The organism is Burkholderia semiarida (assembly GCF_029268935.1).
In the GTDB taxonomy this organism is placed as follows: Bacteria; Pseudomonadota; Gammaproteobacteria; order Burkholderiales; family Burkholderiaceae; genus Burkholderia; species Burkholderia semiarida.
Map to the genome: position 1 here is coordinate 376560 of NZ_JAHLCL010000005.1, position 21866 is coordinate 398425.

Annotated in this window: 19 protein-coding genes and 1 pseudogene; 7 read left to right on the top strand and 13 right to left on the bottom strand. The window is 67.4% G+C overall.

Translation table 11 applies throughout. The features are described 5' to 3' along the window. Nucleotides 1-174: 174 nt before the first annotated feature. The 3 genes and pseudogenes from KPB06_RS08590 to KPB06_RS08600 form a co-directional block, all read left to right on the top strand. Complete coding sequence (locus KPB06_RS08590) at nt 175-618, top strand: Hsp20/alpha crystallin family protein (RefSeq protein WP_059577984.1); 444 nt, start codon at nt 175-177, stop codon at nt 616-618. A gap of 39 nt (nt 619-657) precedes the next feature. Beyond that, nucleotides 658-1083 (top strand): Hsp20/alpha crystallin family protein, encoded by a 426-nt coding sequence (locus KPB06_RS08595; RefSeq protein ID WP_059578060.1) that lies wholly within the window; start codon nt 658-660, stop codon nt 1081-1083. A 155-nt stretch (nt 1084-1238) separates the two neighbouring features. Beyond that, a pseudogene (locus tag KPB06_RS08600) lies at nt 1239-1475 on the top strand (hypothetical protein); the annotation flags it as partial. Nucleotides 1476-1542: 67 nt separating this feature from the next. Here KPB06_RS08600 and KPB06_RS08605 read toward each other — a convergent pair. From KPB06_RS08605 to KPB06_RS08625, 5 genes are all read right to left on the bottom strand, one after another. Then, entirely contained in the window at nt 1543-2541 is a 999-nt protein-coding gene (locus tag KPB06_RS08605) for a transketolase family protein (RefSeq protein ID WP_059577979.1), read from the bottom strand. Then, nucleotides 2538-3383, bottom strand: a complete 846-nt coding sequence (locus tag KPB06_RS08610; RefSeq protein WP_059578056.1) for a transketolase — start codon at nt 3381-3383, stop codon at nt 2538-2540. Before KPB06_RS08610 ends, KPB06_RS08605 begins: the two co-directional genes overlap by 4 nt. Before the next feature lie 34 nt (nt 3384-3417). Further along, a complete protein-coding gene (locus KPB06_RS08615; protein WP_275905351.1) occupies nt 3418-4743 on the bottom strand; it encodes an MFS transporter in 1326 nt (441 codons plus the stop codon). Between the two features lie 74 nt (nt 4744-4817). Further along, the gene (locus tag KPB06_RS08620; protein ID WP_059577973.1) at nt 4818-5567 is read right to left on the bottom strand and encodes an SDR family NAD(P)-dependent oxidoreductase; all 750 of its coding nucleotides are present in this window, start codon (nt 5565-5567) and stop codon (nt 4818-4820) included. A 155-nt stretch (nt 5568-5722) separates the two neighbouring features. Next, a complete protein-coding gene (locus KPB06_RS08625; RefSeq protein WP_059577971.1) occupies nt 5723-6622 on the bottom strand; it encodes a LysR substrate-binding domain-containing protein in 900 nt (299 codons plus the stop codon). Nucleotides 6623-6871: 249 nt separating this feature from the next. On the opposite strand from KPB06_RS08625, the gene KPB06_RS08630 reads away from it, so the two are divergent. Continuing rightward, nucleotides 6872-7795, top strand: coding sequence for a LysR family transcriptional regulator (locus KPB06_RS08630; RefSeq protein WP_059578053.1), 924 nt, complete (start codon nt 6872-6874; stop codon nt 7793-7795). A gap of 34 nt (nt 7796-7829) precedes the next feature. Then, the gene (gene dctA, locus KPB06_RS08635) at nt 7830-9158 is read left to right on the top strand and encodes a C4-dicarboxylate transporter DctA (RefSeq protein WP_104013332.1); all 1329 of its coding nucleotides are present in this window, start codon (nt 7830-7832) and stop codon (nt 9156-9158) included. A 25-nt stretch (nt 9159-9183) separates the two neighbouring features. Here the strand turns inward: dctA and KPB06_RS08640 are convergent, their stop codons facing one another. Both KPB06_RS08640 and tcuC read right to left on the bottom strand, forming a co-directional pair. After that, nucleotides 9184-9975: a substrate-binding domain-containing protein gene (locus KPB06_RS08640; protein ID WP_059577966.1), complete on the bottom strand. Its 792-nt coding sequence runs from the start codon at nt 9973-9975 to the stop codon at nt 9184-9186. A 55-nt stretch (nt 9976-10030) separates the two neighbouring features. Continuing rightward, nucleotides 10031-11326: an MFS transporter gene (gene tcuC, locus KPB06_RS08645; RefSeq protein ID WP_099318472.1), complete on the bottom strand. Its 1296-nt coding sequence runs from the start codon at nt 11324-11326 to the stop codon at nt 10031-10033. 297 nt (nt 11327-11623) lie between these two features. On the opposite strand from tcuC, the gene KPB06_RS08650 reads away from it, so the two are divergent. Then, entirely contained in the window at nt 11624-13144 is a 1521-nt protein-coding gene (locus tag KPB06_RS08650) for a GGDEF domain-containing protein (protein WP_099318473.1), read from the top strand. A gap of 83 nt (nt 13145-13227) precedes the next feature. Here the strand turns inward: KPB06_RS08650 and KPB06_RS08655 are convergent, their stop codons facing one another. After that, on the bottom strand, nt 13228-14127 hold the full coding sequence (locus KPB06_RS08655; protein ID WP_275905350.1) for a LysR family transcriptional regulator: 900 nt from the start codon (nt 14125-14127) through the stop codon (nt 13228-13230). 110 nt (nt 14128-14237) lie between these two features. Between KPB06_RS08655 and KPB06_RS08660 the strand changes: the two genes are divergently transcribed. After that, the gene (locus tag KPB06_RS08660; RefSeq protein ID WP_275905349.1) at nt 14238-15101 is read left to right on the top strand and encodes an SDR family oxidoreductase; all 864 of its coding nucleotides are present in this window, start codon (nt 14238-14240) and stop codon (nt 15099-15101) included. Nucleotides 15102-15340: 239 nt separating this feature from the next. On the opposite strand, the gene KPB06_RS08665 is transcribed toward KPB06_RS08660, so the two are convergent. The 5 genes from KPB06_RS08665 to KPB06_RS08685 form a co-directional block, all read right to left on the bottom strand. Continuing rightward, nucleotides 15341-16243 (bottom strand): GNAT family N-acetyltransferase, encoded by a 903-nt coding sequence (locus KPB06_RS08665; protein WP_275905348.1) that lies wholly within the window; start codon nt 16241-16243, stop codon nt 15341-15343. A 195-nt stretch (nt 16244-16438) separates the two neighbouring features. Continuing rightward, nucleotides 16439-17626, bottom strand: coding sequence for a M20 aminoacylase family protein (locus KPB06_RS08670; protein WP_275905347.1), 1188 nt, complete (start codon nt 17624-17626; stop codon nt 16439-16441). A 69-nt stretch (nt 17627-17695) separates the two neighbouring features. Then, a complete protein-coding gene (locus KPB06_RS08675; RefSeq protein WP_059577947.1) occupies nt 17696-19153 on the bottom strand; it encodes an aldehyde dehydrogenase family protein in 1458 nt (485 codons plus the stop codon). After that, nucleotides 19150-20427, bottom strand: coding sequence for an NAD(P)/FAD-dependent oxidoreductase (locus KPB06_RS08680; protein WP_099318477.1), 1278 nt, complete (start codon nt 20425-20427; stop codon nt 19150-19152). Before KPB06_RS08680 ends, KPB06_RS08675 begins: the two co-directional genes overlap by 4 nt. A 111-nt stretch (nt 20428-20538) precedes the next feature. After that, nucleotides 20539-21864, bottom strand: a complete 1326-nt coding sequence (locus KPB06_RS08685) for an NAD(P)/FAD-dependent oxidoreductase (protein WP_059577943.1) — start codon at nt 21862-21864, stop codon at nt 20539-20541. Between the last annotated feature and the right edge of the window lie 2 nt (nt 21865-21866).

Here is a 21866-nt window from a genome sequence, read left to right on the forward strand (position 1 = left end):
GTGCACTCCCCTCTTGAAATTCGGTCGGCGTATCCTATTTTAGGTATCGCTCAAGGCAGTCGCGGTTTACGCGCTGCGTGTTTCGATTTGTTAGTCAGCGACCCTCATCGCGGATGGACGAACTGGAGCGCGTGGTCCGGTTCATCCCCCGCAGGGGTACAACAGGAGCGAGTCATGAGCGATATCTTCTTCCCCTCCGATCTGCTGGCGGAATTCGACCGCCTGCAACGGCAGATGGCCGGCATGTTCACGGGTTTTCCGGCCAGCCTGCGCGCCCCGCGGCCCGGTGCGTTTCCACCGGTCAATATCGGCAGCACCGACGATACGGTCGAGATCGTCGCGTTCGCGCCGGGTCTCGACCCCGCGAAGATCGACATCTCGGTCGATCGCCGGCTGCTGACGATCAGCGGCGAGCGCACGCCCCCGGACGGCGCCACGGCCGACGACGAGCGGCGCGTCTACGCGAACGAGCGGTTCATGGGCGCGTTCCGCCGCGTGGTCGAACTCCCGCCGCATGCGGACCCCGACAAGATCGAGGCCCGCTATACGAACGGCTGCCTGACGATCACCGTCGGCAAGTCGGAAGCATCGAAGCCGCGGGCGATTACGGTCCAGTAAAACACGGCGCAACGTCACGAACGCATGACGGAGGACATCATGAGTGACACCAACACGACTGAATTGACGACCCGTTCGGCCGATACCGGAACGGCCGTGACGAGCCGCGAACCGGCTCGGCGCGACACGCCGCGCACGCGGATTGCGCCAGCCGTCGACATCGTCGAGGATACGCACGGCATCACGTTGTACGCGGACTTGCCGGGCGTGCCGCGCGAAAAGCTCGACGTCCGCGTGCATGACGGCAGCCTTGCGATCGAAGCGGAGGCCGTCATTCCGACGCCACCGGGGCTGCGCCTGCAGCACGGCGAAGTGCAGCATCCGCACTTCTCGCGCGCCTTTACGCTCAGCCCGGACTTCGACGTGTCGCGCATCGACGCGCAACTGCGCGACGGCGTGCTGAAACTGAGCATCCCGCGGCGCGAAGAAGCGAAGCCGCGGCGCATCCAGGTGACGGCGGCATAAGCGGACGCGCCGGCCGCGTTTCATCGACCGGCGCGACCCGCGACGCTTGCCGGCATCCCGCGCTTGCGCTTGCGGCATGAAGTGCTGGCGCCCCGCTTTCGCGGCGGCGCCAGCGCGTCGTCACACCTGTCGAATTTTCCTGCAGGAGGCACCCGATGCATACCAACAGGACGCTCGAACATGGCGGATATGAGGTCCGGGCCGTGGTGACCGACACGGAGACGGGCCGCTACTCGGCGGCGGCGATCCTCACGGATCGCGACGGGGAAACCCGGACGCTCGGCGTCGACGGCGACTTCGCCGATACCCGCGAAGCATGCGACCAGGCGCTCGAACTCGCGGTCGCGTGGATCCAGCGACGGTCCGTCGTGTCGGACCGGTATGTCAGACGTAATCAAGCCGGGTCAAGCAGCGATTCGGATCGCGAACGGCGCACGCGACGCCAGGACGGTCGGCCGATCATCCGAGCCACGACCTGATAGTCGCTCGCATCGCGCCGACCGAGATCCCGTACCGCTCGTGCAACGTCGGCAACGCGCCCGCCGCGAGATACGCATCCGGCAGGGCGATCTGCCGAAACGGCACGGTAACGCCGGCCCCGAGCAGCGTGGTCGCCACCGCTTCGCCAAGCCCGCCGATCGCCGTATGGTTCTCCGCGACGATGACCATGCGCCCTTTGCGCCCGGCCTCGCGGACGATGGTCGCCGTGTCGAGCGGCTTGATTGTCGGTACGTGCAGCACGGCGACGTCGACGCGGTCGGCTTCGAGCGCCTTCGCGACCTCGAGCGCACGCATCGTCATGATGCCGGACGAGATCATCAGGACGTCGTTGCCGTCGCGCAGCAGCTTGGCCTTGCCGAGTTCGAAACGGTAATCGTATTCGTCGAGCACGGCCGGCACGTTGCCGCGCAGCAGACGGGCATACACCGGCCCGTTGTGCGCGGCGATGGCCGGCACCATCTGCTCGATGTCCAGCGCGTCGCACGGATCGATCACGGTCATGTTCGGCATCGCGCGCATCAGCGCGAGATCCTCGGCGGCCTGGTGGCTCGGCCCGTAGCCGGTCGTGAGCCCCGGCAGCGCGCAGACGAGCTTCACATCGAGATTGTCCTCGGCAATCGCCTGATGAATGAAGTCGTACGCGCGGCGCGTTGCAAACACCGCATAGGTCGTGACGAACGGCTGCGCGCCTTCGTGCGCAAATCCCGCCGCGGCGCCCATCAGCAATTGCTCCGCCATGCCCATCTGGTAGTAACGCTCGGGAAATGCCTTCGCGAAGACGTGCAGGTCGGTGTACTTGCCGAGATCGGCCGTCATGCCGATCACGTTGCCGTTCGTGCGTGCGAGTTCGGTCAGCGCATGGCCGAACGGCGCGGCGCGGGTCGCCTGCCCTTCCGCCGCGATGGAGGCGATCATCGCCGAGGTCTTCAGGCGCGGCTTGTTGTCGACGGTGCTCATGCGTGTCTCCCTGCTTCGAGTGCATCGAGCGCGAGTTGCCACTCGTGCGCATCGACCCGGATGAAATGGCTTTTCTCGCGTGCTTCGAGGAACGGCACGCCGCACCCCATCCTCGTGTCGCAGACGATGATGCGCGGCTGCGGCGCGTGATGCCGGCGCGCGTGGTCGAACGCGCGCTTGACCGCATCGATGTCGTTGCCGTCCACGCGTTGCACGTACCAGCCGAACGCCTCGAGCTTGTCGACCAGCGGCTCGAACGCCATGACCTGGGTCGACGGGCCGTCGGCCTGCTGGTTGTTCACGTCGACGATCGCGATCAGGTTGTCGAGCTTCCAGTGCGCGGCCGACATCAACCCTTCCCAGATCGCGCCTTCGTCGAGCTCGCCGTCCGAGAACAGCGTATAGACGAACGCATCCGAGCCGTTGCGCTTCAGGCCGAGACAACGGCCGACCGCGATCGTCAGCCCCTGCCCGAGCGAGCCGCCGGACATTTCCATGCCGGGCGTGTAGCTCGCCATGCCGGACATCGGCAGGCGACTGTCGTCGCTGCCATAGGTTTCGAGTTCAGCGGCCGGCAGGATGCCGGCTTCGAACAGCGCCGCGTACAGCGCGATCGCGTAGTGCCCGTTCGACAGCAGGAAGCGGTCGCGCCCTTCCCATTCGGGATCGTCGGCGCGATAGCGCATCGCGCCGAAATACGCGACGGCCAGCACGTCGGCGATGTCGAGCGCCTGGCCGACATAGCCCTGCCCCTGCACTTCGCCCATCAGCACGGCATTTCTTCGGATGCGGTACGCGCGCTCGGCGAGCGTGACCGGTTCATGAATGGTTTCGGTCTCCATCGATATCTCCATGTGGGAAGGAATACGAATCGAATCAGCGGTTGACGGATCGGGGCACGAGGAACACCAGCAGCGCGCCGGCCGTGATCGCGATGGCGATGAACACGAGTCCCGCGGTCGACTTGCCGGTCAGGTCGTTCAGCCAGCCGACGATCGCCGGCGAGAAGAAACCCGCGAGGTTGGCAAAGCAGTTGACCGCGGCGATGCCGGCTGCCGCCGACATCCCGCCCAGCAATGCGGTGGGCAGCGACCAGAACTGCGACGACGACGCGAGGATGCCGGCGGACGCGATACTCAGGCATACGATCGACGCGCCGACGCTACCGAGCATCGGCAACGTCGCGAAGCCCGCCGCCGCGACCAGCATCGGCACCGCGAGATGGAAACGGCGCTCGCGGCGGCGATCCGCGCTGATGCCGATCAGCGGCAGCGCGACGATTGCGCAGGCATACGGAATCGCGGTCAACAGGCCGACCCACAGCGGATCGGCCACGCCCGCCTTGCGGATGATCGTCGGCAGCCAGAACGTGAGGCCGTATTGCCCGAGCACGACACAGAAGTAGATCGCCGCCATCAGCCAGAGGCGACGGTCCGCGACGAACGTACGGATCGATGCATGGGCAGTGGTGTGCTCGGCGTCGGCCGATACGTTGCGTGCGAGCAAGGCCTTTTCGGCGTCGGTCAGCCATGTCGCGCCGGCGATGCCGTCGTCGAGATACAGCAGGATCGCGAAGCCCAGCACGAACGACGGCAGCGCCTCGAGCAGGAACAGCCACTTCCAGCCGGCCAGCGACATCGCGCTGTGCAGCGCATGCATGATCGCGCCCGACAGCGGCCCGCCGACGATCCCGGCGAGCGGAATCGCCATGAAGAACAGCGACAGCGCCTTCGCGCGCCGCGCGGACGGGAACCAGTACGTGAGGTACAGGATCACGCCCGGCGCAAAGCCCGCTTCGGCGACGCCGAGCAGAAACCGCAGCGCGTAGAACGCGGTGGGCGACTTGACGAACACGAAGCTCGCCGAGATCACCGCCCACGTCAGCATGATGCGCGCGAGCCAGCGGCGCGCGCCGACGCGATGCAGGATCAGGTTGCTCGGCACCTCGAACATGAAATAGCCGAGGAAGAAGATGCCCGCGCCCATGCCGTAGACGGCCTCGCTGAAACGCAGGTCGTTGAGCATCTGCAGTTTCGCGAACCCGACGTTGACGCGGTCGAGATACGCGCCGAGGTAGCACAACATCAGGAACGGGATCAGCCTGCGCGCCACCTTCGCGTATGTGGCGGTCTCGAAGGTCTGCGCGTCGTCCCGTTGCAGCGTCTCGCCCTGAACCGGCGATGCGGGGTACTTTGCTCTCATGTCTGTCTCCTGCCATGGCCCCGGTTTGTCCCGGGTGCATGATGGTCGGCGCCGCTTGTCGGGCGGCGCCGTTCTCAGTGAATCAGCATCCCGCCATTGACGTCGAGCGTGACGCCCGTCAGGTAGCTCGACAGGTCGCTCAGCAGGAACAGGCACGCATTGGCGACATCGGCGGCATCGCCGAGCCGGCCGAGCGGAATGCCCTTGATGATGTCCTCGCGCATGTCGGGCGTCAGCTTGTCGCCGGTGATGTCGGTCTGGATCAGGCCGGGCGCGATCGAATTGACGCGGATACGGTCGGCGCCGAATTCGCGCGCCATCGCCTTCGCGAGGCCGAGCACGCCGGCCTTGGCGGCGCTGTAGTGCGGCCCGCCGAAAATGCCGCCGCCGCGTTGCGCGGAGACCGACGACATGCAGACGATGCTGCCGCCGCGCTGCGCCTTCATCGCGGGCAGCACCGCTTGCGACATGTACAGCGTGCCGCGCAGGTTCACGTCGACGATCGCATCGAAGTCGCGCGCCGAGATATCCAGCGTGCGCACGGGCTGCGTGATGCCGGCGTTGTTCACGAGGCCGTCGATGCGGCCGAAGTGCTCCAGCGCCGCGTGGGCGGCCGCCACGCATGCGTCGCGGTCGGTGACGTCGCATGCGAGGCCGAGATGGTCGCGGCCGAGTTCGGCGGCGGCCGCTTCCGCGTCTTCGCGGCGAAGGTCGAGGATCGCCACACGTGCCCCCTGCGCGGCCAGCGCGCGGGCCGTGGCCTTGCCGATACCGCGGGGCGACGCGGCGCCGGTCACGATGATGGCCTGGTTGTCGAGCAACATCGCTTGTCTCCTGTGTTGATGTGTTGTCCGGAGTGTCGGCTCACCGGGCACCCGCATCAACGCGGAAACGTTCAGCCATAGTTGAGAAAATTTCAGATATCGGCCGGCTGCCGGTGCTGCACCGCAATATCGGGGCACGCCGCCGGACGTGTCGTTCAATCCGCCCGCTCGTGAGCGGCGACCTCCCGCTCGATCCAGGCAAGGAAGCGCTTCACGCGCGGCAGTTCCGCGTTCTGCCGCGGGTACACGAGATGATGCGCGCCGACTTCGACCGCGTGGGCCGCGCCGAAGACCGGCACCAGCAGCCCTTCGCGGATCTTCACCGACGCGAGCATCAGGCTTTCGAGCGCGATGCCGAGGCCGAGCGCGGCGGTTTCGAGCGACATGTATGAACGGTCAAACGAAAAATCGAAGGTCTTCTGGGCCGCAAGCGGGACGCCGGTCCGCCCGAACCACTGTTTCCACTGGACCAGCGGCGTTTCGGAATAGATCAGACGATGCGCGAGCAGGTCTTCCGGCGCGTTCACCGGATGCCGTTCGAGATAGCGCGGCGACGCGAGCGGCGCGATGAACTCGCCGCGCACGGTCCGGACCTCGAGATTGTCCCAGTTGCCGTAGCCGTGCCGGACGTCGATGTCGTAGAAGCCGTTCGAGAACGACACGTTTTCGTATGAGCACGCGAGGTTCAGCTGGATATCGCCGTTCGCCTCCTGGAACGACGACAGTCGCGGCAGCAGCCACATCAGCCCGAAGCTCGGGCTCGAATGCACGCGCAGGATATCGACTTCCGTGCGGCTCGACGCGCGCTCGGTCGCGCGGCTCAGGTCGGCCAGCGAGCCGGTGACGTCGGCCAGATAGCGCTCGCCGGTCGGCGTGAGGACGAGGCCGCGCCCGGCGCGCTGAAACAGCGGCTGACCGATCTGCGATTCGAGGTTGCTGAGCTGATGGCTCACGGCGGACGCGGTCAGGCCGAGCTCTTCCGCCGCGCGGTTGACGCTTTTGGTCCGGGCGACGCTTTCGAACGCGATGATGGCCTTGAGCGGTGGAATGCGCATGCTGGAATCCGTTGAAGAGAGCGGCTCGCCCGAGTGGCCGGCGCCGCGCCGAAGCATTGCCCGGCCAAAAGCGATACGGTACATCAGGAAGCGGCGCGGAACGATCGATTCGCGGCGCGGCCCTCGGCATCGTGGCCGGCCCGGCGGCACCCCGCGCCGCGCGATCGCCGCCGCACGGGCGACGCCGCACGCATGATGCCGGCGGAATCATGCAAAATGCTGCGCATCCTGAGTGGCGGAGATTCACCCGTGAGCATCAACTTCGATTTGACGGACTTGCAGGCGTTTCGCGCGGTGGTGGAAACGGGCAGTTTCCGCAAGGCCGCCGATGCGGTCAACCTTTCCCAGCCTGCGTTGAGCCGCCGGATCGACAAGCTCGAAGACGCGCTCGGCGTGCGGCTCTTCGAGCGCACCACGCGCCGCGTCGCGCTCACCACCGTCGGCCGCGTGTTCGCGCAGAGCGCGGAACAACTGCTCGACGATCTCGACGCCGCGCTGCTCGGCATCCGCGACGTGTCGTCGAGCCGCCTGGGCCATGTGACGATCGCCTGCGTGCCGTCGGTCGCCTACTACTTCCTGCCGCCCATCATCGCCCGCTATCATCAGCGCTTTCCGCGCATCCGGGTGAAACTGCTCGACGCTGGCGCGAACGACGTGCTGGGCGCCGTCATCAGCGGCGAGGCGGATTTCGGCGTGAGCTTTCTCGGCAGCCAGGAGGCCGAGATCGAGTTCAAGGTGTTGCTCCAGGAACGGTTCGTCGCCGCCTGTCGTCGCGACCACCCGCTCGCGCGCCGGAAGCGCGTGACCTGGAGCGAACTCTACGAGCACGATTACGTGTCGGTGGACAAGACTTCCGGTAACCGCCTGCTGCTCGACCAGGCGCTGGCGGCCGTCGCGCCGCGTAAGCCGAGCGTGTGCGAGGCGCGCCACGTCACGACCCTGCTCGGCCTGATCGAGGCGGGGCTCGGCGTCGCCGCGGTGCCGTCGATGGCGATGCCGGGGCATGACCACCCTGTCCTCACGAGCGTGCCGCTCGTCGAGCCGGCGGTGAAACGGCGCGTGGGCATCGTCAAACGGCGCGGGCGCTCGCTGACGCCGGCCGCCGAGGCGTTTCACCGGATGATCGTCGACGCGAAGCGCGGCGGCGCCGCCGGCAACGGCACATCGGCATGACGACGACGGCACGCAAACGAAGGAAGACGGCATCGTGAGGTGGGCCCGGCTGTTCAAATCGCTCTACGTGCAGGTCCTGCTCGCGATGATGCTCGGCATCGGCATCGGTCACGCGTGGCCGGCCGCAGGCGCGATGTTCAAGCCGCTCAGCGACGCGTTCGTCGCGCTCGTGAAGATGACCATCGCCCCGATCGTCTTTTGCACGATCGTGTCGGGCATCACGTCGTTGTCGGACGGGCGGGCCATCGGCCGCACGATCGTGCGGGCGCTCGCCCTCTTCTATCTGTTGACGGCCGCCGCGCTCGCGTTCGGGCTCGCCGCCGCGTACGTGCTGCAACCGGGCGCCGGCATGCACATCGACGTTCATCATCTGGATGCGAGCATCCTGGCGCCGTATGCGAGGCATGCGGAGCCACGCAGCCTCGTGGCGTTCGCGCTCGGCGTGATTCCGGACACGATGCTCGGCGCATTCGCGACCGGCGAAGTGTTGCCGGTGCTGCTGCTGTCGCTGTTGTTCGGTTTCTCGCTGAATGCGCACCCGCGCGCCGGCCGGCCCGTTCTTGCGCTGATCGACGGCATCGCCCAGGTCGTCTTTCGCGTGCTGGCGATGATCATGCGGCTCGCGCCGCTCGGCGCATTCGGCGCGATGGCGTTCACGGTGGGCCGCTTCGGCATCGGCTCGGTCGGCTCGCTCGCGAAGCTGATGGTGTGCTTCTACGTGGCTTGCGTGCTGTTCGTCGCGCTGGTGCTCGCGCCGCTCGCGCGGCTGCACGGCTTCGCGCTGTGGCGGCTCCTGCGCTACCTGCGCGAGGAGTTGCTGATCGTCCTCGCGACCTCGTCCACGGAGCCGGTCCTGCCGCGCCTGATCGTCAAGCTGGAAGCGCTCGGCTGCGACAAGGGCGTGGTGGGGCTCGTGCTGCCGGCCGGCTATTCGTTCAATCTGGACGGTACCGCGATCTATCTGACGCTCGCGGCATTGTTCATCGCGCAGGCGTGCGACATCCCGCTTTCCGCGCCGCAGATCGCGACGATGCTCGCGATCATGCTGCTCACGTCCAAGGGAGCGGCCGGCGTGTCCGGCAGCGGGCTCGTGGCGCTGGTCGCGACGCTTGCCGTGATGCCCGACCTGCCCGTCGCCGGCGTCGCGCTGCTGGTCGGCATCGATCGCTTCATGTCGGAGGCGCGCGCGCTGACCAGCGTGATCAGCAATGCGTGCGCGGTGATTTTCGTGTCGTCGTGGGAAGGCGCGTGTGATCGTACGCGGCTGGTGCGGCGGCTCGCCGTGGCCGGGCCGGCGTCGGCGGACGCGGCCGATGAAGACGCTGCCGCCGCGAACGGCGGCGGTGACGGGAAGGCGGTCTGACGCCAAGCCTTGCCGTCGACCGGGCTCAATGTGCGGAAACGGAATCCAGGCCGGTCGCTTTCACGTCGGCCTGCACGTCGGGCGACGCAAGATAGTCGAGCAGCGCCTTCGCTTCCCGCGGGTGCTGCGCGCCGACCGGGATGCCTGCGGCGAAGCGCGTGACGGACTGCAGCGATTCGGGAATCTTGCCGACGAAGGTCGCGCCCTTGACGGGCAGCAGCTCGCTGACCTGCTGGAAGCCGATTTCGTAGTCGCCGTTCGCGACGACCGACGCCACCGGAATCCGCGGAATCATCTTCGCCTTCGACTTCACCTGCTCCTCGATGCCGAGCTTCCTGAACAGCTCGCGCTCGACGTACACGCCGCTCGCGCTGTCCGAATAGGCGATCGACTTCGCATGCAGCAGCACCTGCTTGAGGCCTTCGGCGGTGCTGATGTCGGGTTTCGCCGCGCCGTCGCGCACGACCATGCCGATGCGCGAATCGGCCAGCTCGACGCGGGATTCGGGGATGACCTTGCCTTGCTTGATCAGGTCGTCCAGCGCGTAGCCGACCATGATCACGGCGTCGGCGGGCTCGCCGCGCGCGAGCCGGTTCGGAATCGCTTCGGGCGACTTGCCCATCGACGGGCCGAGCGCGGTCGCGAGCGTGTTGCCCGACGTGGACGCGAACCGGGGGCCGAGCACCTTGTAGGCGGCGGTGAAGCCGCCCGAGCTCATCACGTGCAGTTCGGCGGCCTGTACGTTGTGGACGTTGGCCGCCACCGCCGCGGTGGCGACGAGCGCGGTCGCGCAGAATTTCAGAAGCGGATTTCTCATGGTCGTGGTCGTGCGGATTCGTGGGTATGAGTGAACGTTCCGGATGAGCGGGACATCAATGCGCGGGCGTCAACGTCGCCGCGCGGCGACGATAGAGCGCGAACGTCGCGAGCAGCGCGCACACCGCGGCGAAGCTCATCCAGTAGCCCGGTGCGGCCTTGTCGCCCGTCATGTGAATGAGCCCGGTCGAAATGGCCGGCGTGAAGCCGCCGAACACGGCCGTCGCGAGGCTGTACGCGAGCGAGAAGCCCGCGACGCGCACCTGCACCGGCATCACTTCGGTGAGCGCGACGACCATCGCACCGTTATAGATGCCGTACATGAACGACAGCCAGAGCAGGACGAGCAGCATGTTCGCGAACGACGGCGCGTGAGCGAGGAACGACAGCGCCGGGTAGGCGGTCACGACGGCGAGCATCGTCATGCCGACCAGCAGCGGCCGGCGGCCGATCCGGTCGGACAGCGCCCCGCCGATCGGCAGCCACACGAAGTTCGACACGCCGACGCAGAGCGTCACGAGCAGGCTGTCGGCGGTGCTCAGATGCAGCACCGTCTTGCCGAAGGTCGGTGCATAGACGGTGATCAGGTAGAAGCTCGTGGTGGTCATCGCGACCAGCATCATGCCGGCGATCACGACGCCCCAGTTCTGGACCAGCGTGCCGAACACTTCCTTCATGCCCGGGCGATGCTTGCGCGCCTTGAATTCCCGGGTTTCCTCCAGGTTGCGGCGCAGCATGAAGATGAACGGCACGATCATGCAGCCGACGAAGAACGGCACGCGCCATCCCCAGGTGGCGATCTGCGCCACGCTCAGCCACTGATTGAGCGCGAAGCCGAGGCCCGCGGCAACGACGATCGCCACCTGTTGGCTCGCCGATTGCCAGCTCGTGAAGAAGCCCTTGCGGCCCGGCGTCGCCAGCTCGGCGAGATAGACCGATACGCCGCCGAGTTCGGCGCCCGCGGAGAAGCCCTGCAGCAGCCGGCCGATCAGCACGAGCACGGGCGCGAGCAGCCCGATCGTCGCGTAGCCCGGCACGAACGCGATCAGGATGGTGCCGCTCGCCATGATGGACAGCGTGACGATCAGGCCCTTGCGGCGGCCGACCTCGTCGATGTACGCGCCCAGCACGATGGCGCCCAGCGGCCGCATCAGGAAGCCGGCGCCGAACACGGCGAAGGTCATCATCAACGACGCGAATTCGCTTTGCGCGGGAAAGAAGACGTTGGCGATCTGCGTGGCGTAGAAGCCGAACAGGAAGAAGTCGAACTGCTCGAGAAAATTGCCGGCCGTGACGCGAAAGATCGCGGCGGCCTTCGAACGTTCGGCCGGAAGGCTGGACGAGGGATGCATCGGGGTGTCTCCTGAAAATCCTGGAATACGCGGGAGGGGCGGGTCGATTGTCGTTTTCCGGCATGTTGGCGCGGTATTGATGAAACGATAAGTGCGATTTTCGGAATGATTGATGCGATATGGTTATCAATCGACCGGAATCTCCACCGCTCCGGGAGTGGCCGCAGGCGCCGCCGCGTCTCGCGATGCCGCGGCCGTCCGCCGGCGGCCATGTCGGCCTCGATTTTCCGTTACCCGTGCCGTTAACCCGGATTTGCCCGGCGCAATTGCAGCCGGCATCGGAAACCGCACGCGAGCATGCCCGCCTTCACTTCGATCGAGAAAATCGCCGACTGGGCCGGACGCCACCCGCTCGTCGTCGGCGCGCTGGGCACGCTGATGTCGCTCGCGGCGCTCGGGATCAGCGCGGTGACGCTGCGGGCCGCGCGCAGCGAAGTCGTCGTGCACGCGCACGAGACGTCGCGCAACGTCGCGGCCGTGCTCGCGAGCCAGATCGCGCGGACGGTCGAAACGTCGAACAACGCGCTGATCGCGCTGGCTGCCAATCTCGGCCAACCGGCCGTGCAGCGCATGGACGCGGGGTTGCGGCACGACCTGCTGTTCGAGCGCACCGCGGCGCAATACGTGACCGGCATGGGCGTGACCGACAGGCGCGGCCGGCTGATCGACGGGTGCTGCGGCGCGACCCGGCAATGGGACTTCGGCGATCGCGACTACTTCAAGGTTCATCGCGATGCGGACAACGTCGGCCTCTACGTGTCCCAGCCCTATCGCGCACGCTCGCGCGACGGCAAGGAATCCATCGCGCTGTCGCGGCGCATCGAGCGGCCGGATCATGCGTTCGACGGGATCGCGGTCGTCGCCATCGATCTCGCTTACTTCGAGCAGCTCCTGTCCCGGCTCGACGTCGGCCCGAACGGGGTCAGCGCGATCGTGCGCGCGGACGGCACGATCCTCGCGAGAAACCCGTCGTTGAACGACGGCCAGATGAACCTCCTGCGTCGCTCGAAATCGTTCAAGCGGATGGTGAACAGCGAATCGGGCTTCTATCCCGCGCGTTCGAGCATCGACGGCGTCGTGCGCTTGTATACGTACCAGCGGATACCGGGCACGCCGCTGATCGCGGTCGTCGCGCCGGCCGAACACGACGTGCTGGCCGGCATCCGTCGTCTATCGTGGACGGTCGGTGTGTCGGCCATCGTGATCAGCACGCTGTTCTGCGCGGTGGTCTGGCTGCTGGCGTTCGCGCTGCGCGACAACCTGCGCAAGCAGACGCTGCTGACCGATCTCACGCGGACCGATCCGCTCACGGGCCTGCACAATCGCCGCGCGCTCGATACCGCGCTGGCCGACGAATGGGAACGCCTGCAACGGGGCAGCGACGGCAGCCTGTCGATTCTGTTCATCGACGCCGATCACTTCAAGCAGTACAACGACAGGCACGGCCACGCAGTGGGCGACACCGCGCTGCGCTTTCTCGCCAAATGCATCCGCGCGCATACGCGGCGGCGCGGCGATCTCGCCGCGCGCTACGGCGGCGAGGAATTCGTCGCGGTGTTGCCCGATACGGACGAAACCGGCGCGGCGCAGGTCGCGGAGGCGATTCGCCGCGAGGTGGAACGCAACCGGCTCGACGGGTTTGCGGAAGCGGTGCCGCCCTTTACCGTCAGCATCGGCTGTGCGACCGGGCGGCGCACGCGGCACGCTTCCGTGCACGCGCTGTCGCATCAAGCGGACATGGCGCTCTATCGCGCGAAGCGCGAAGGCAGGAATCGTGTGTGCCGTGCGCAGGGGGAGCCGGTCGCGCAACCGGCGTGAAAGCGCCGGTTCGAATCGGAAGGGGCGACGGCATCCGGCTCACGACATCGCGACGCGCGTGCGCTGCCGCGACCGCGGCCGTTTCACTGCCCGGGTTCGATATACGCAGCCAGTTCTTCCGGCTTGCCTGAAGGAAACGCCTCCTTCAGGTGATCGAGAAACGCGGAAACGCGCGCGCTCAACAATCGCCTGGACGGATACAACGCCCACAGCGCGATATCGGGCCCCGGCACGTCGCCCCAACTGACGAGTGTGCCGGCCGCCAGGTCGCGGCTCACGAGCGACACCGGCAGGCACGCGGCGCCCAGGCCGAGGCGGACCGTATCGCGCACCATGCTCAGCGACGACAGCCGCGCCACGGGCTCGACCGGTATGCGCGCCGTACCGTCCGGGCCCGCGACCTCCCATGCCGCAGGGCCGTCGCTTGTGCCGCGAACCACGGCCGGTGCGGGCACGTCGCCGCTCGGCCGCGCCAGCTCGGGCCGCGCGACGACGACCAGCCGGTCGCGCAGGAACACGCGCCCGATCAGGCTTTCGTCAGCGGCCGGGTTCACGCGGATCACGAGGTCGTAGCCCTCCTCGATCATGTCGACGGGCCGGTCTTCGGTCGTCACCTCCAGCCGGACGTCAGGGTATTTCAGCGCGAACGTCGCCACGAGCCGCCCCATCGCGAACTGGGAAAAGACCATCGGCGCGCTGATGCGCAGCCGGCCACGCGGCCGTTCGCTTCCCGCTGCAATGGCCGACGCGCTGTCGGCGAGTTCCGCGAGCAGCGCGCCTGTCCGCTCGTAGAGCGCGCGCCCTTCCTGCGTGAGTTTCACGCCGCGCGAGCCGCGCTCGAACAGACGCAGCGACAGACTGTTCTCCAGTTCCGCGACGCGGCGCGACAGCGTCGCTTTCGGGCGATCGGCCACCCGCGCGGCCTCCCCGAAGCTGCCATGGCGGGCGACGAGATTGAAATCGGCGAGTGCGAGCAGGTCCATGTGTTCCACCAGTGAGACGATACGTCTATTTATCACATCTTCCGGATCGCATGTGGATCACTTAACTTACGTGGGCAGTCAACCCTATCGTTATCTCAGGAGCGAACATCATGACCATTCTCGTTACCGGCGCCACCGGCCGCGTGGGCCGCCAGGTCGTCCATCAACTCGTCGATCGCGGCGCCGACGTGCGCGTGCTGGTGCGCGATCCGGCCAAGGCCGATTTTCCGGCGGCCGTGACCGTCGTGCAGGGCGACATGCTCGACGTCGACGCGCTTCGTACGGCGTTCTCCGGCGTCCGCACGCTGTTCCTGCTCAACGGCGTGGCGGGCGACGAATTCACGCAGGCGCTGATCGCGCTGAACCTCGCCCGCGAAGCGGGTATCGAGCGCGTCGTCTATCTGTCGGTGCTCCACGCCGACCGCTTCGTGAACGTGCCGCACTTCGCGGTGAAGTCCGGCGCGGAGCGGATGATCGAGCGAATGGGCTTCAGCGCGACGATCCTGCGGCCTGCGTATTTCATGGACAACGAATCGATGGTCAAGGACGTGATCGTCGGCCACGGCGTCTACCCGATGCCGATCGGCGGCAAGGGCGTCGCGATGGTCGACGTGCGCGACATCGCGGAAGTCGCGGCGATCGAGCTGATCCGCCGCAACGACGCGCCGGGCAAGCTGCCGCTCGAGACCATCAACCTCGTCGGGCCCGACACGCTGACGGGCGAACAACTGGCATCGATCTGGTCGGACACGCTGGGCCGCGCCGTTGCCTATGGCGGCGACGATCCGACACCGTTCGAACGCAATCTGGCGCAGTTCATGCCGAAATGGATGGCATACGAAATGCGGCTGATGGCCGAACGCTACGTCAGCGACGGGATGGTGCCGAAGGCCGGCGACGTCGAGCGGTTGACCGCGATCCTCGGCCGCCCGCTGCGGACGTATCGCGACTTCGTGGCCGCGCTGCTGCGTTGAACGCGATGCCGCGCCTTCATGCTCCGTGCGGGAGTGCAGGCGGTCGCCAGGCGGTTGAACCGGCATCGCGCGCGACCGGTTCGCCGCGATCGCCGTGCCGCCGCCGGCGACGGCGATCGCGCAGCGGCGCGGAACACGTACCGGATGGCCCGGCATTCGGATGTCGGGCAGCGAAGCGGCGGCGTCGATACAATCGGTTGTTCCCGCCTGCCGCCATGATCGCCTATCCGGCCGATGGCCTACAACATCGCCTGACTGACGAGCCCGTACAGTCCGTAGATCGGGTCGGCCGCGCCCTCGTGCGCCGCGGCCGGCGCGTTGCGAACCATCTTCGAACAGGTATCCACCTGTTTCAGTCCCTGTTCGCTCAACCAGTCCGGCAAACTGCTCCCGTCAGGCACATCGATACGAACGAATTCACCGTCTCGTTTCGTCAGCCAATAGCCGATCAGCGCCTTCGCACGCGCATCGTCGCTCGAACGCGGCGCGACCACCGGACCGATCACGTAACCGCGACCGAAGCGCCGCAGCACCGAAAACCCGACGACCTCGCCGTCACGTTCGAGCACGACGCTTTCTCCCCGCTTCTGCAATGCGGACAACAGCGCCTCGCGCTCAAGGCCGGACGCACGCGTGGCGAGGTCGACCAGGCGCGGCCAGTCGGCCGGCGATCCGGCACGCAGCCGCTCGCCGTCGGGCACGACAACGGCGGCAGGCCGATCGACGTTCCCCTGATATTGGCCCAGCGACCCGCACACGGTGAACCCCAGTTTCTCGTAGAGCGGCCGACCGGCCGGCGTCGCGTGCAGAAACGTGATGCGCGGCCCCAGTTCGTCGAGCAGCGTTTCCATTAGTTTGCGGCCGATGCCTCGGCCCTGATGCGCGTCGGAGACGATCACATGCCCGATCGCCGCGCGATCCGCACCGTACTTCCAGCACATCGCCGTGCCGATGACCTCGCCGTTTTCCTCGGCCGCGAACGCGACCGACGTTTCCGCGGAAAACTGCCAGTCTTCCGCCCGGAACGGCCAGCGAAGCGCCATGGAAAGAGCATGGGCGGCGGGGACGTCCGCCGCTGTGAATCTGCGGTAGCGAAGCGCCGACGTCGCGCCGTGCTCCTTCACTTCATGTTCGTGGCTCATTCAGCAATCCTTTCAAATAGTGTCGTTGTGCGACACGGCACATCATATAAATGCACGGCGATGACATCGAAGCGGCGACAAATTGCACGGCGCTCCCCGGCTGGCATGAGTGCACGACGATCAGGAAGCACGCCGCTCCCGGAGTTGACGCCCGATCAACCCAAAGTCAGCCGGTGTCAACGCCGCCCCGACGCATCACGGCGATCGCGAGAAATAATGCTGCGCCAGCGCGACCCAGTACCGGACGCCGGCCGGAATGATGTCATCGTTGAAGTCGTATTTCGGATGATGCAGCGCCGGTGCGCTCGTGCCGTCCTGCGCATTGCCGATCAGCACGTAAGCGCCCGGCCGCTCCTCCAGCATGAAGCCGAAGTCTTCGGACGTCATGTTCGGCGGCACGTTGGCGGACAGGCGTTCGTCGCCGAACGTGTCGCGAATCACCGCTTCGCACAGCGCCGTCTCGGCCGGCGTGTTGACCGTCGCCGGGTAGTACTGAAAAAACTCCACGTCGACCTGCGCGCCGTAGGCGCCCGCGAGCCCTTCGCACGCGAGCCGGACATCGTGCTGCAGCTTCTGCTGCAATGCCGACGACAGCGTGCGGATCGTGCCGCGCAGCTCGGCGGTGTCGGGAATCACGTTGTCCGTCGTGCCCGCATGGAACATGCACACGGAAATGACCGCCGGGTCGACGGGATCCTTGTGCCGCGCGGCGATGGTCTGACACTGCAGCACCATCGAGCATGCGAGCGGCACCGGATCGATGCCCAGATGCGGCTGCGCCGCGTGCGCGCCCTTGCCCGTCACCGTGATCCTGAAGCGCGAGCCCGCGGCCATGATCGGGCCCGTGCGCAACCCGAAATGCCCGGCCGGCAACCCGGGCCAGTTGTGCATGCCGAATACCGCTTCCGTCGGGTATTGCTCGAACAGGCCGTCGTCGATCATCCTGCGCGCGCCCGCGCCGCCCTCTTCGCCCGGCTGAAACACGAAATGGACGGTGCCGGGCAACCGCGGCAACGTCTTCAGCACGCGTGCGGCGCCGAGCAACATCACGGTATGGCCGTCATGGCCGCACGCGTGCATGATCCCGTGCGTGCACGACGCATGCGCGAAGTCGTTGGCTTCGTGGATCGGCAATGCGTCCAGATCGGCACGCAGCACGATGCCGCGGCGCGGGTCCGCACCGGGCAGGCTCGCGACCACGCCCGTGCCGCCCAGCCCGCGCGATACGGCATAGCCGAGCGCCTCGAGCTCGCGGGCGACGACGTCGGCCGTCCGGTGTTCTTCGAATCGCAACTCGGGATGCGCATGCAGGTCGCGGCGCAGCTTCGCCCAGTGCGCGTGATGCGTTTGCAGCGATGTGTCGGGGATGACGGGGTTGTCCAATTTCGGCACCTTCGGAATGTAGCGGGCTTCCCACTGTACTGCCGGCGCGAATCGCGCGCAGCGGCTGCATCAATCGTAAAAGCCGACGATCGACTTGACTTCCATATACTCCTCCATCCCTTCGATCCCGTACTCACGGCCGTTGCCCGACTGCTTGTACCCGCCGAACGGTGCTTGAGGATCCCATGCGGGATAGTTCAGATGCACCTGCCCCGCGCGGATGCGTCCGGCCACCGCACGCACCCGCTCCATGTCGGTGCCCTGCACGTGCGCGCCGAGCCCGTACACGGTGTCGTTCGCGATGGCGATCGCTTCGTCGACGGTGTCGTAAGGCAGGATCGCGAGGACCGGCCCGAAGATCTCCTGCTGCGCGATCGCCATGTCGGTGCGCACGTCGGAGAAAATCGTCGGCCGCGCATAGAAGCCCTTGTCGAAACCCGCGGGCCGGCCGGGGCCGCCGGCGATCAGCTTCGCGCGTTCGTCGATGCCCACGTCGATCATCTGCGCGACCCGTCGGAATTGCGCGCGATTGGCGAGCGGCCCGTGCGTCGTCGCCTCGTCGAACGGATCGCCGACGACGAGCGTTTGCGCGGTCGCGACGGCCAGCGCCTCGACCTCGCCGAGCGCGTCGCGCGGCACGATCATGCGGGTCGGCGCACTGCACGACTGGCCCATGTTCCGGAACGCGGCGGCGACGCCCGGCGGCACCGCACGCTGCAAATCGGCATCCGGCAACACGAGGTTCGGCGACTTGCCGCCCAGCTCCTGCGCGACGCGCTTGACGGTCGGCGCGGCCGCCTGCGCGACGAGCACGCCGGCCCGCGTCGAACCGGTGATCGACACCATGTCGACTTCCGGATGCGACGAAAGCGCGGCGCCCACCGTTTCGCCGCTGCCGCTCACGAGGTTGAATACGCCGGCGGGCACGCCCGCGTCGGCAATCACTTCCGCGAACAGCAGCGCGCTGAGCGGCGACAGCTCGCTCGGTTTCAGCACCACCGTGCAGCCTGCGGCGAGCGCCGGCCCGACCTTCGCGGTGATCTGGTAGATCGGCCAGTTCCACGGCGTGATCAACGCGCACACGCCGATCGGCTCGCGCGCGACCGCGGTCGTCCCACGCCGCTCGACGAACGGGTAGCGCGCGAGGTTGTCGCGTGCGACGCGGATATGTTCAGCCGCGAGCGGCACATGCGCGCCGCGTGCGTAGCCGATCGGCGCGCCCATCTCCAGCGCGAGCGCCGTGGCGAACAGCTCGGCGCGCGCCAGCATCAACGCATGGATACGATCGAGCAGCGCCGCGCGTTCCTGCGGTGACGTCGCGGACCAGCGTTCGAACGCGCGGCGCGCGGCCTGCACCGCGCGGTCGGCGTCGCGCGCGCTGCCGAGCGGAATCTCGCACAGCGTGTCTTCAGTCGACGGGCTGACGACCGCGAACCGATCGCTGCCGTCGGGCTGCACCCAATCGCCGTCGATGAAAAAGCGATCGAGCCTGCCGGCTTGCATCAGGTGAACAACTGGGGAATTCATTGCAGAGTGTCCTTGAGTCGATACCACGCGCCGACGAACGGCAAGAACCACGGTTTGCCGAAGTGGCCCGGAATCGCGGGCCAGTCGAAACCTTTCCACGGGTTCAGCTCCGCGCGTCCGTCCATGATCTCCGCCATCAGCGTGCCCATCAGCGTGGCCATGTGCGTGCCGTGACCGCTATAGCCCATCGAGTAGTAAACGCCGTCGCGCTCGCCCGCGCGCGGCAGCCGGTTGGCCGTCATGTCGACCATCCCGCCCCAGCAGTAGTCGATGCGCACGTCGGCCAATTCGGGAAACACGGCGGCCATCTGCTGCCGCAGGATCGCCCCGCTCTTTGCGTCGGAATGCGGGTTCGACGCGGCAAACCGCGCGCGCCCGCCGAACAGGATCCGGTTGTCGGGCGTGACACGAAAGAAATTGACGAAGTTCTTCGTGTCGGTCACCATCCGGCGCGTCGGCAGCAACCGGTCGAGCAGATCCTTCGGCAACGGCTCGGTGACGATGATGAACGCACCGACCGGCACGATCCTGCGGCGAATCCACCCGAACGGCCCGACCTGCGAAATGCCGCTCGCGAGCAGCACTTGGCGCGCGCGGATCTCGCCGAGCGGCGTGTGCACCGCGTAGGCGCCGCCTGCTTGCCGCTTCAGGCCGAGCACCGGCGCGTGCTCGAGAATATGCGCGCCGCGGGTTTGCGCGGCGCTCGCCAGCCCGCGCACGTAACGGCCGACATGCATCCCGGCACTCTTGCCGAAAAGCAGCCCGCCGTGATAACGGTTCGAACCGATCTCGTCGCGGAGTTCAGCCTTCGTGACCATGCGCGTGTCGGGGTCCACGCTCGCCGCGAGCAGCGCCTGGCTGCGCACGAGCTTGTCGTAGTGCTCGGGTTTCGCCGCGAGCTTCAGCTTGCCGCGGCGCACGAAATCGCAATCGATCGACTCCTCCCTGACCAGCCGCTCGACCGTGTCGACGCCCGCGTCGAACGCGAGATAGAGCCGGTTGGCGAGCTCCGTGCCGATGCGCTGCGACAGCGACGCGTAATCCTGCGCGAAGCCGTTGTTGCACATGCCGCCGTTGCGTCCCGATGCCGCCTGCCCGACGGTGCCCGCCTCGCAGACGATCACGCGCGCGCCTTTTTTGGCCAGCGCCAGTGCGGCGGCCGAACCGGTGATGCCGCCGCCCACCACCACCACGTCGCAACTTCCGCCGGGCAACGCCGGCGTGTGGCTCACGAATGGCTCCGACGTATCGAGCCAGTAGGAACTGAAACGCATCTGGAACTCCCAAGCTGTCGCATCGCATCACACGCGCGCTGACGAGCCGGCGAACGTTCGCCGCCCCGACCCGGTCGCGCGTGCGATCCGGACCGGCGCGACGGCCTTGTACTAGAAATCCGCGACCTTGCCCCACGCGGACTCGCTGAACCGGCCGGGCCGGTACGGCGTCGGGTCCACGAACGGCTGCGCGCCGGATGCGAGATCGGCGATCAGATGCCCGGCGCCCGGCCCGATCCCGAAGCCGTGCCCCGAAAAGCCCGCCGCGAGGATCAGCCCCGGCACGCCCGGCACTTCGCCGATGCCCGGCACGCCGTCCGGCGTGCTGTCGACGAAGCCGGCCCACGCATGCGTGATCGTCGCTTCGCGCAGTTCCGGCAGCAGTTCGGCCGCGCGGCGGTAGGTTTCGGCGACCGTCGGCATGTCGGGCTTCGGGTCGAGAATGCGCACCGCTTCCATCGGCGTCGGCGCATCGAGGCGCCAGCGCTTCAACGTTTCATGGCCGCCGCGCACGCCTTCGAGACCGCCCGGCAGCAGGTTGCGCCAGCGCTTCGCGAACATCGGCACGAATTGCGGCGCGAAACGCAGGAACTGCGGCGTCGGGTCCACGCGCGCGCGACCGCTGATCGCCAGCGCGTAGCGTCCGTCGCTGCGGCGCGTCACCGACACGCCGGACGTGTACATCGCATCCGGCAGCGGCGTTTCGACGGGGGACACGCTCAGGATCGACTGACGGATCGACGCCTGCGGAAACCGGATGCCGAGCTGGCGGCAGAACGACGACGCCCATGCGCCGCCGGCCATCACGGCCGTCCTCGTCCTGATGACGCCGGCCTCGGTGACGACGCCGGCCACGCGGCCGCCCTCGAGCTCGATGCCGCGCGCCGCGCAGTACTGATGGACACTGCCGCCCAGCTTCATCAGCGCGGCGGCCACGGCCGGCGCGGCCTTGCCCGGGTCGGCCGTGCCGTCGGTCGGCGAGAACACGCCGCCCTTCCACTGCCGCCCGGTCGCCCGTCCGCGCTCGGCGGCCTGCTTGCTGTCGAGCATGTACGTGGTCACACCCGCGGTCTTCGCGAATTCGCCCCAACTGGCCCAGCGGGACAGCTCGGCCTCGTCGTTGCTGAGATACAGCAGCCCGCAGCGATGAAAGCCCGTGTCTTCTCCGGATTCGGCGGCGAACCGTTCCCACAGATCGATGCTCTTGCTCGCCATCGGCAACTCGCGCGCATCGCGGTTCTGCTGCCGGCACCAGCCCCAGTTGCGGCTCGATTGTTCGGCGCCGATGCGCCCTTTCTCGACGAGCGCGACCGACAGCCCGCGGCGGGCCAGATAGTAGGCGGTGAAGACGCCGATGATGCCGCCGCCGATCACGACGACGTCGGCCGCGGCCGGCGGCGTGGACAAGGTTTCGATATGGCGCAGCGGAGGGGACATGC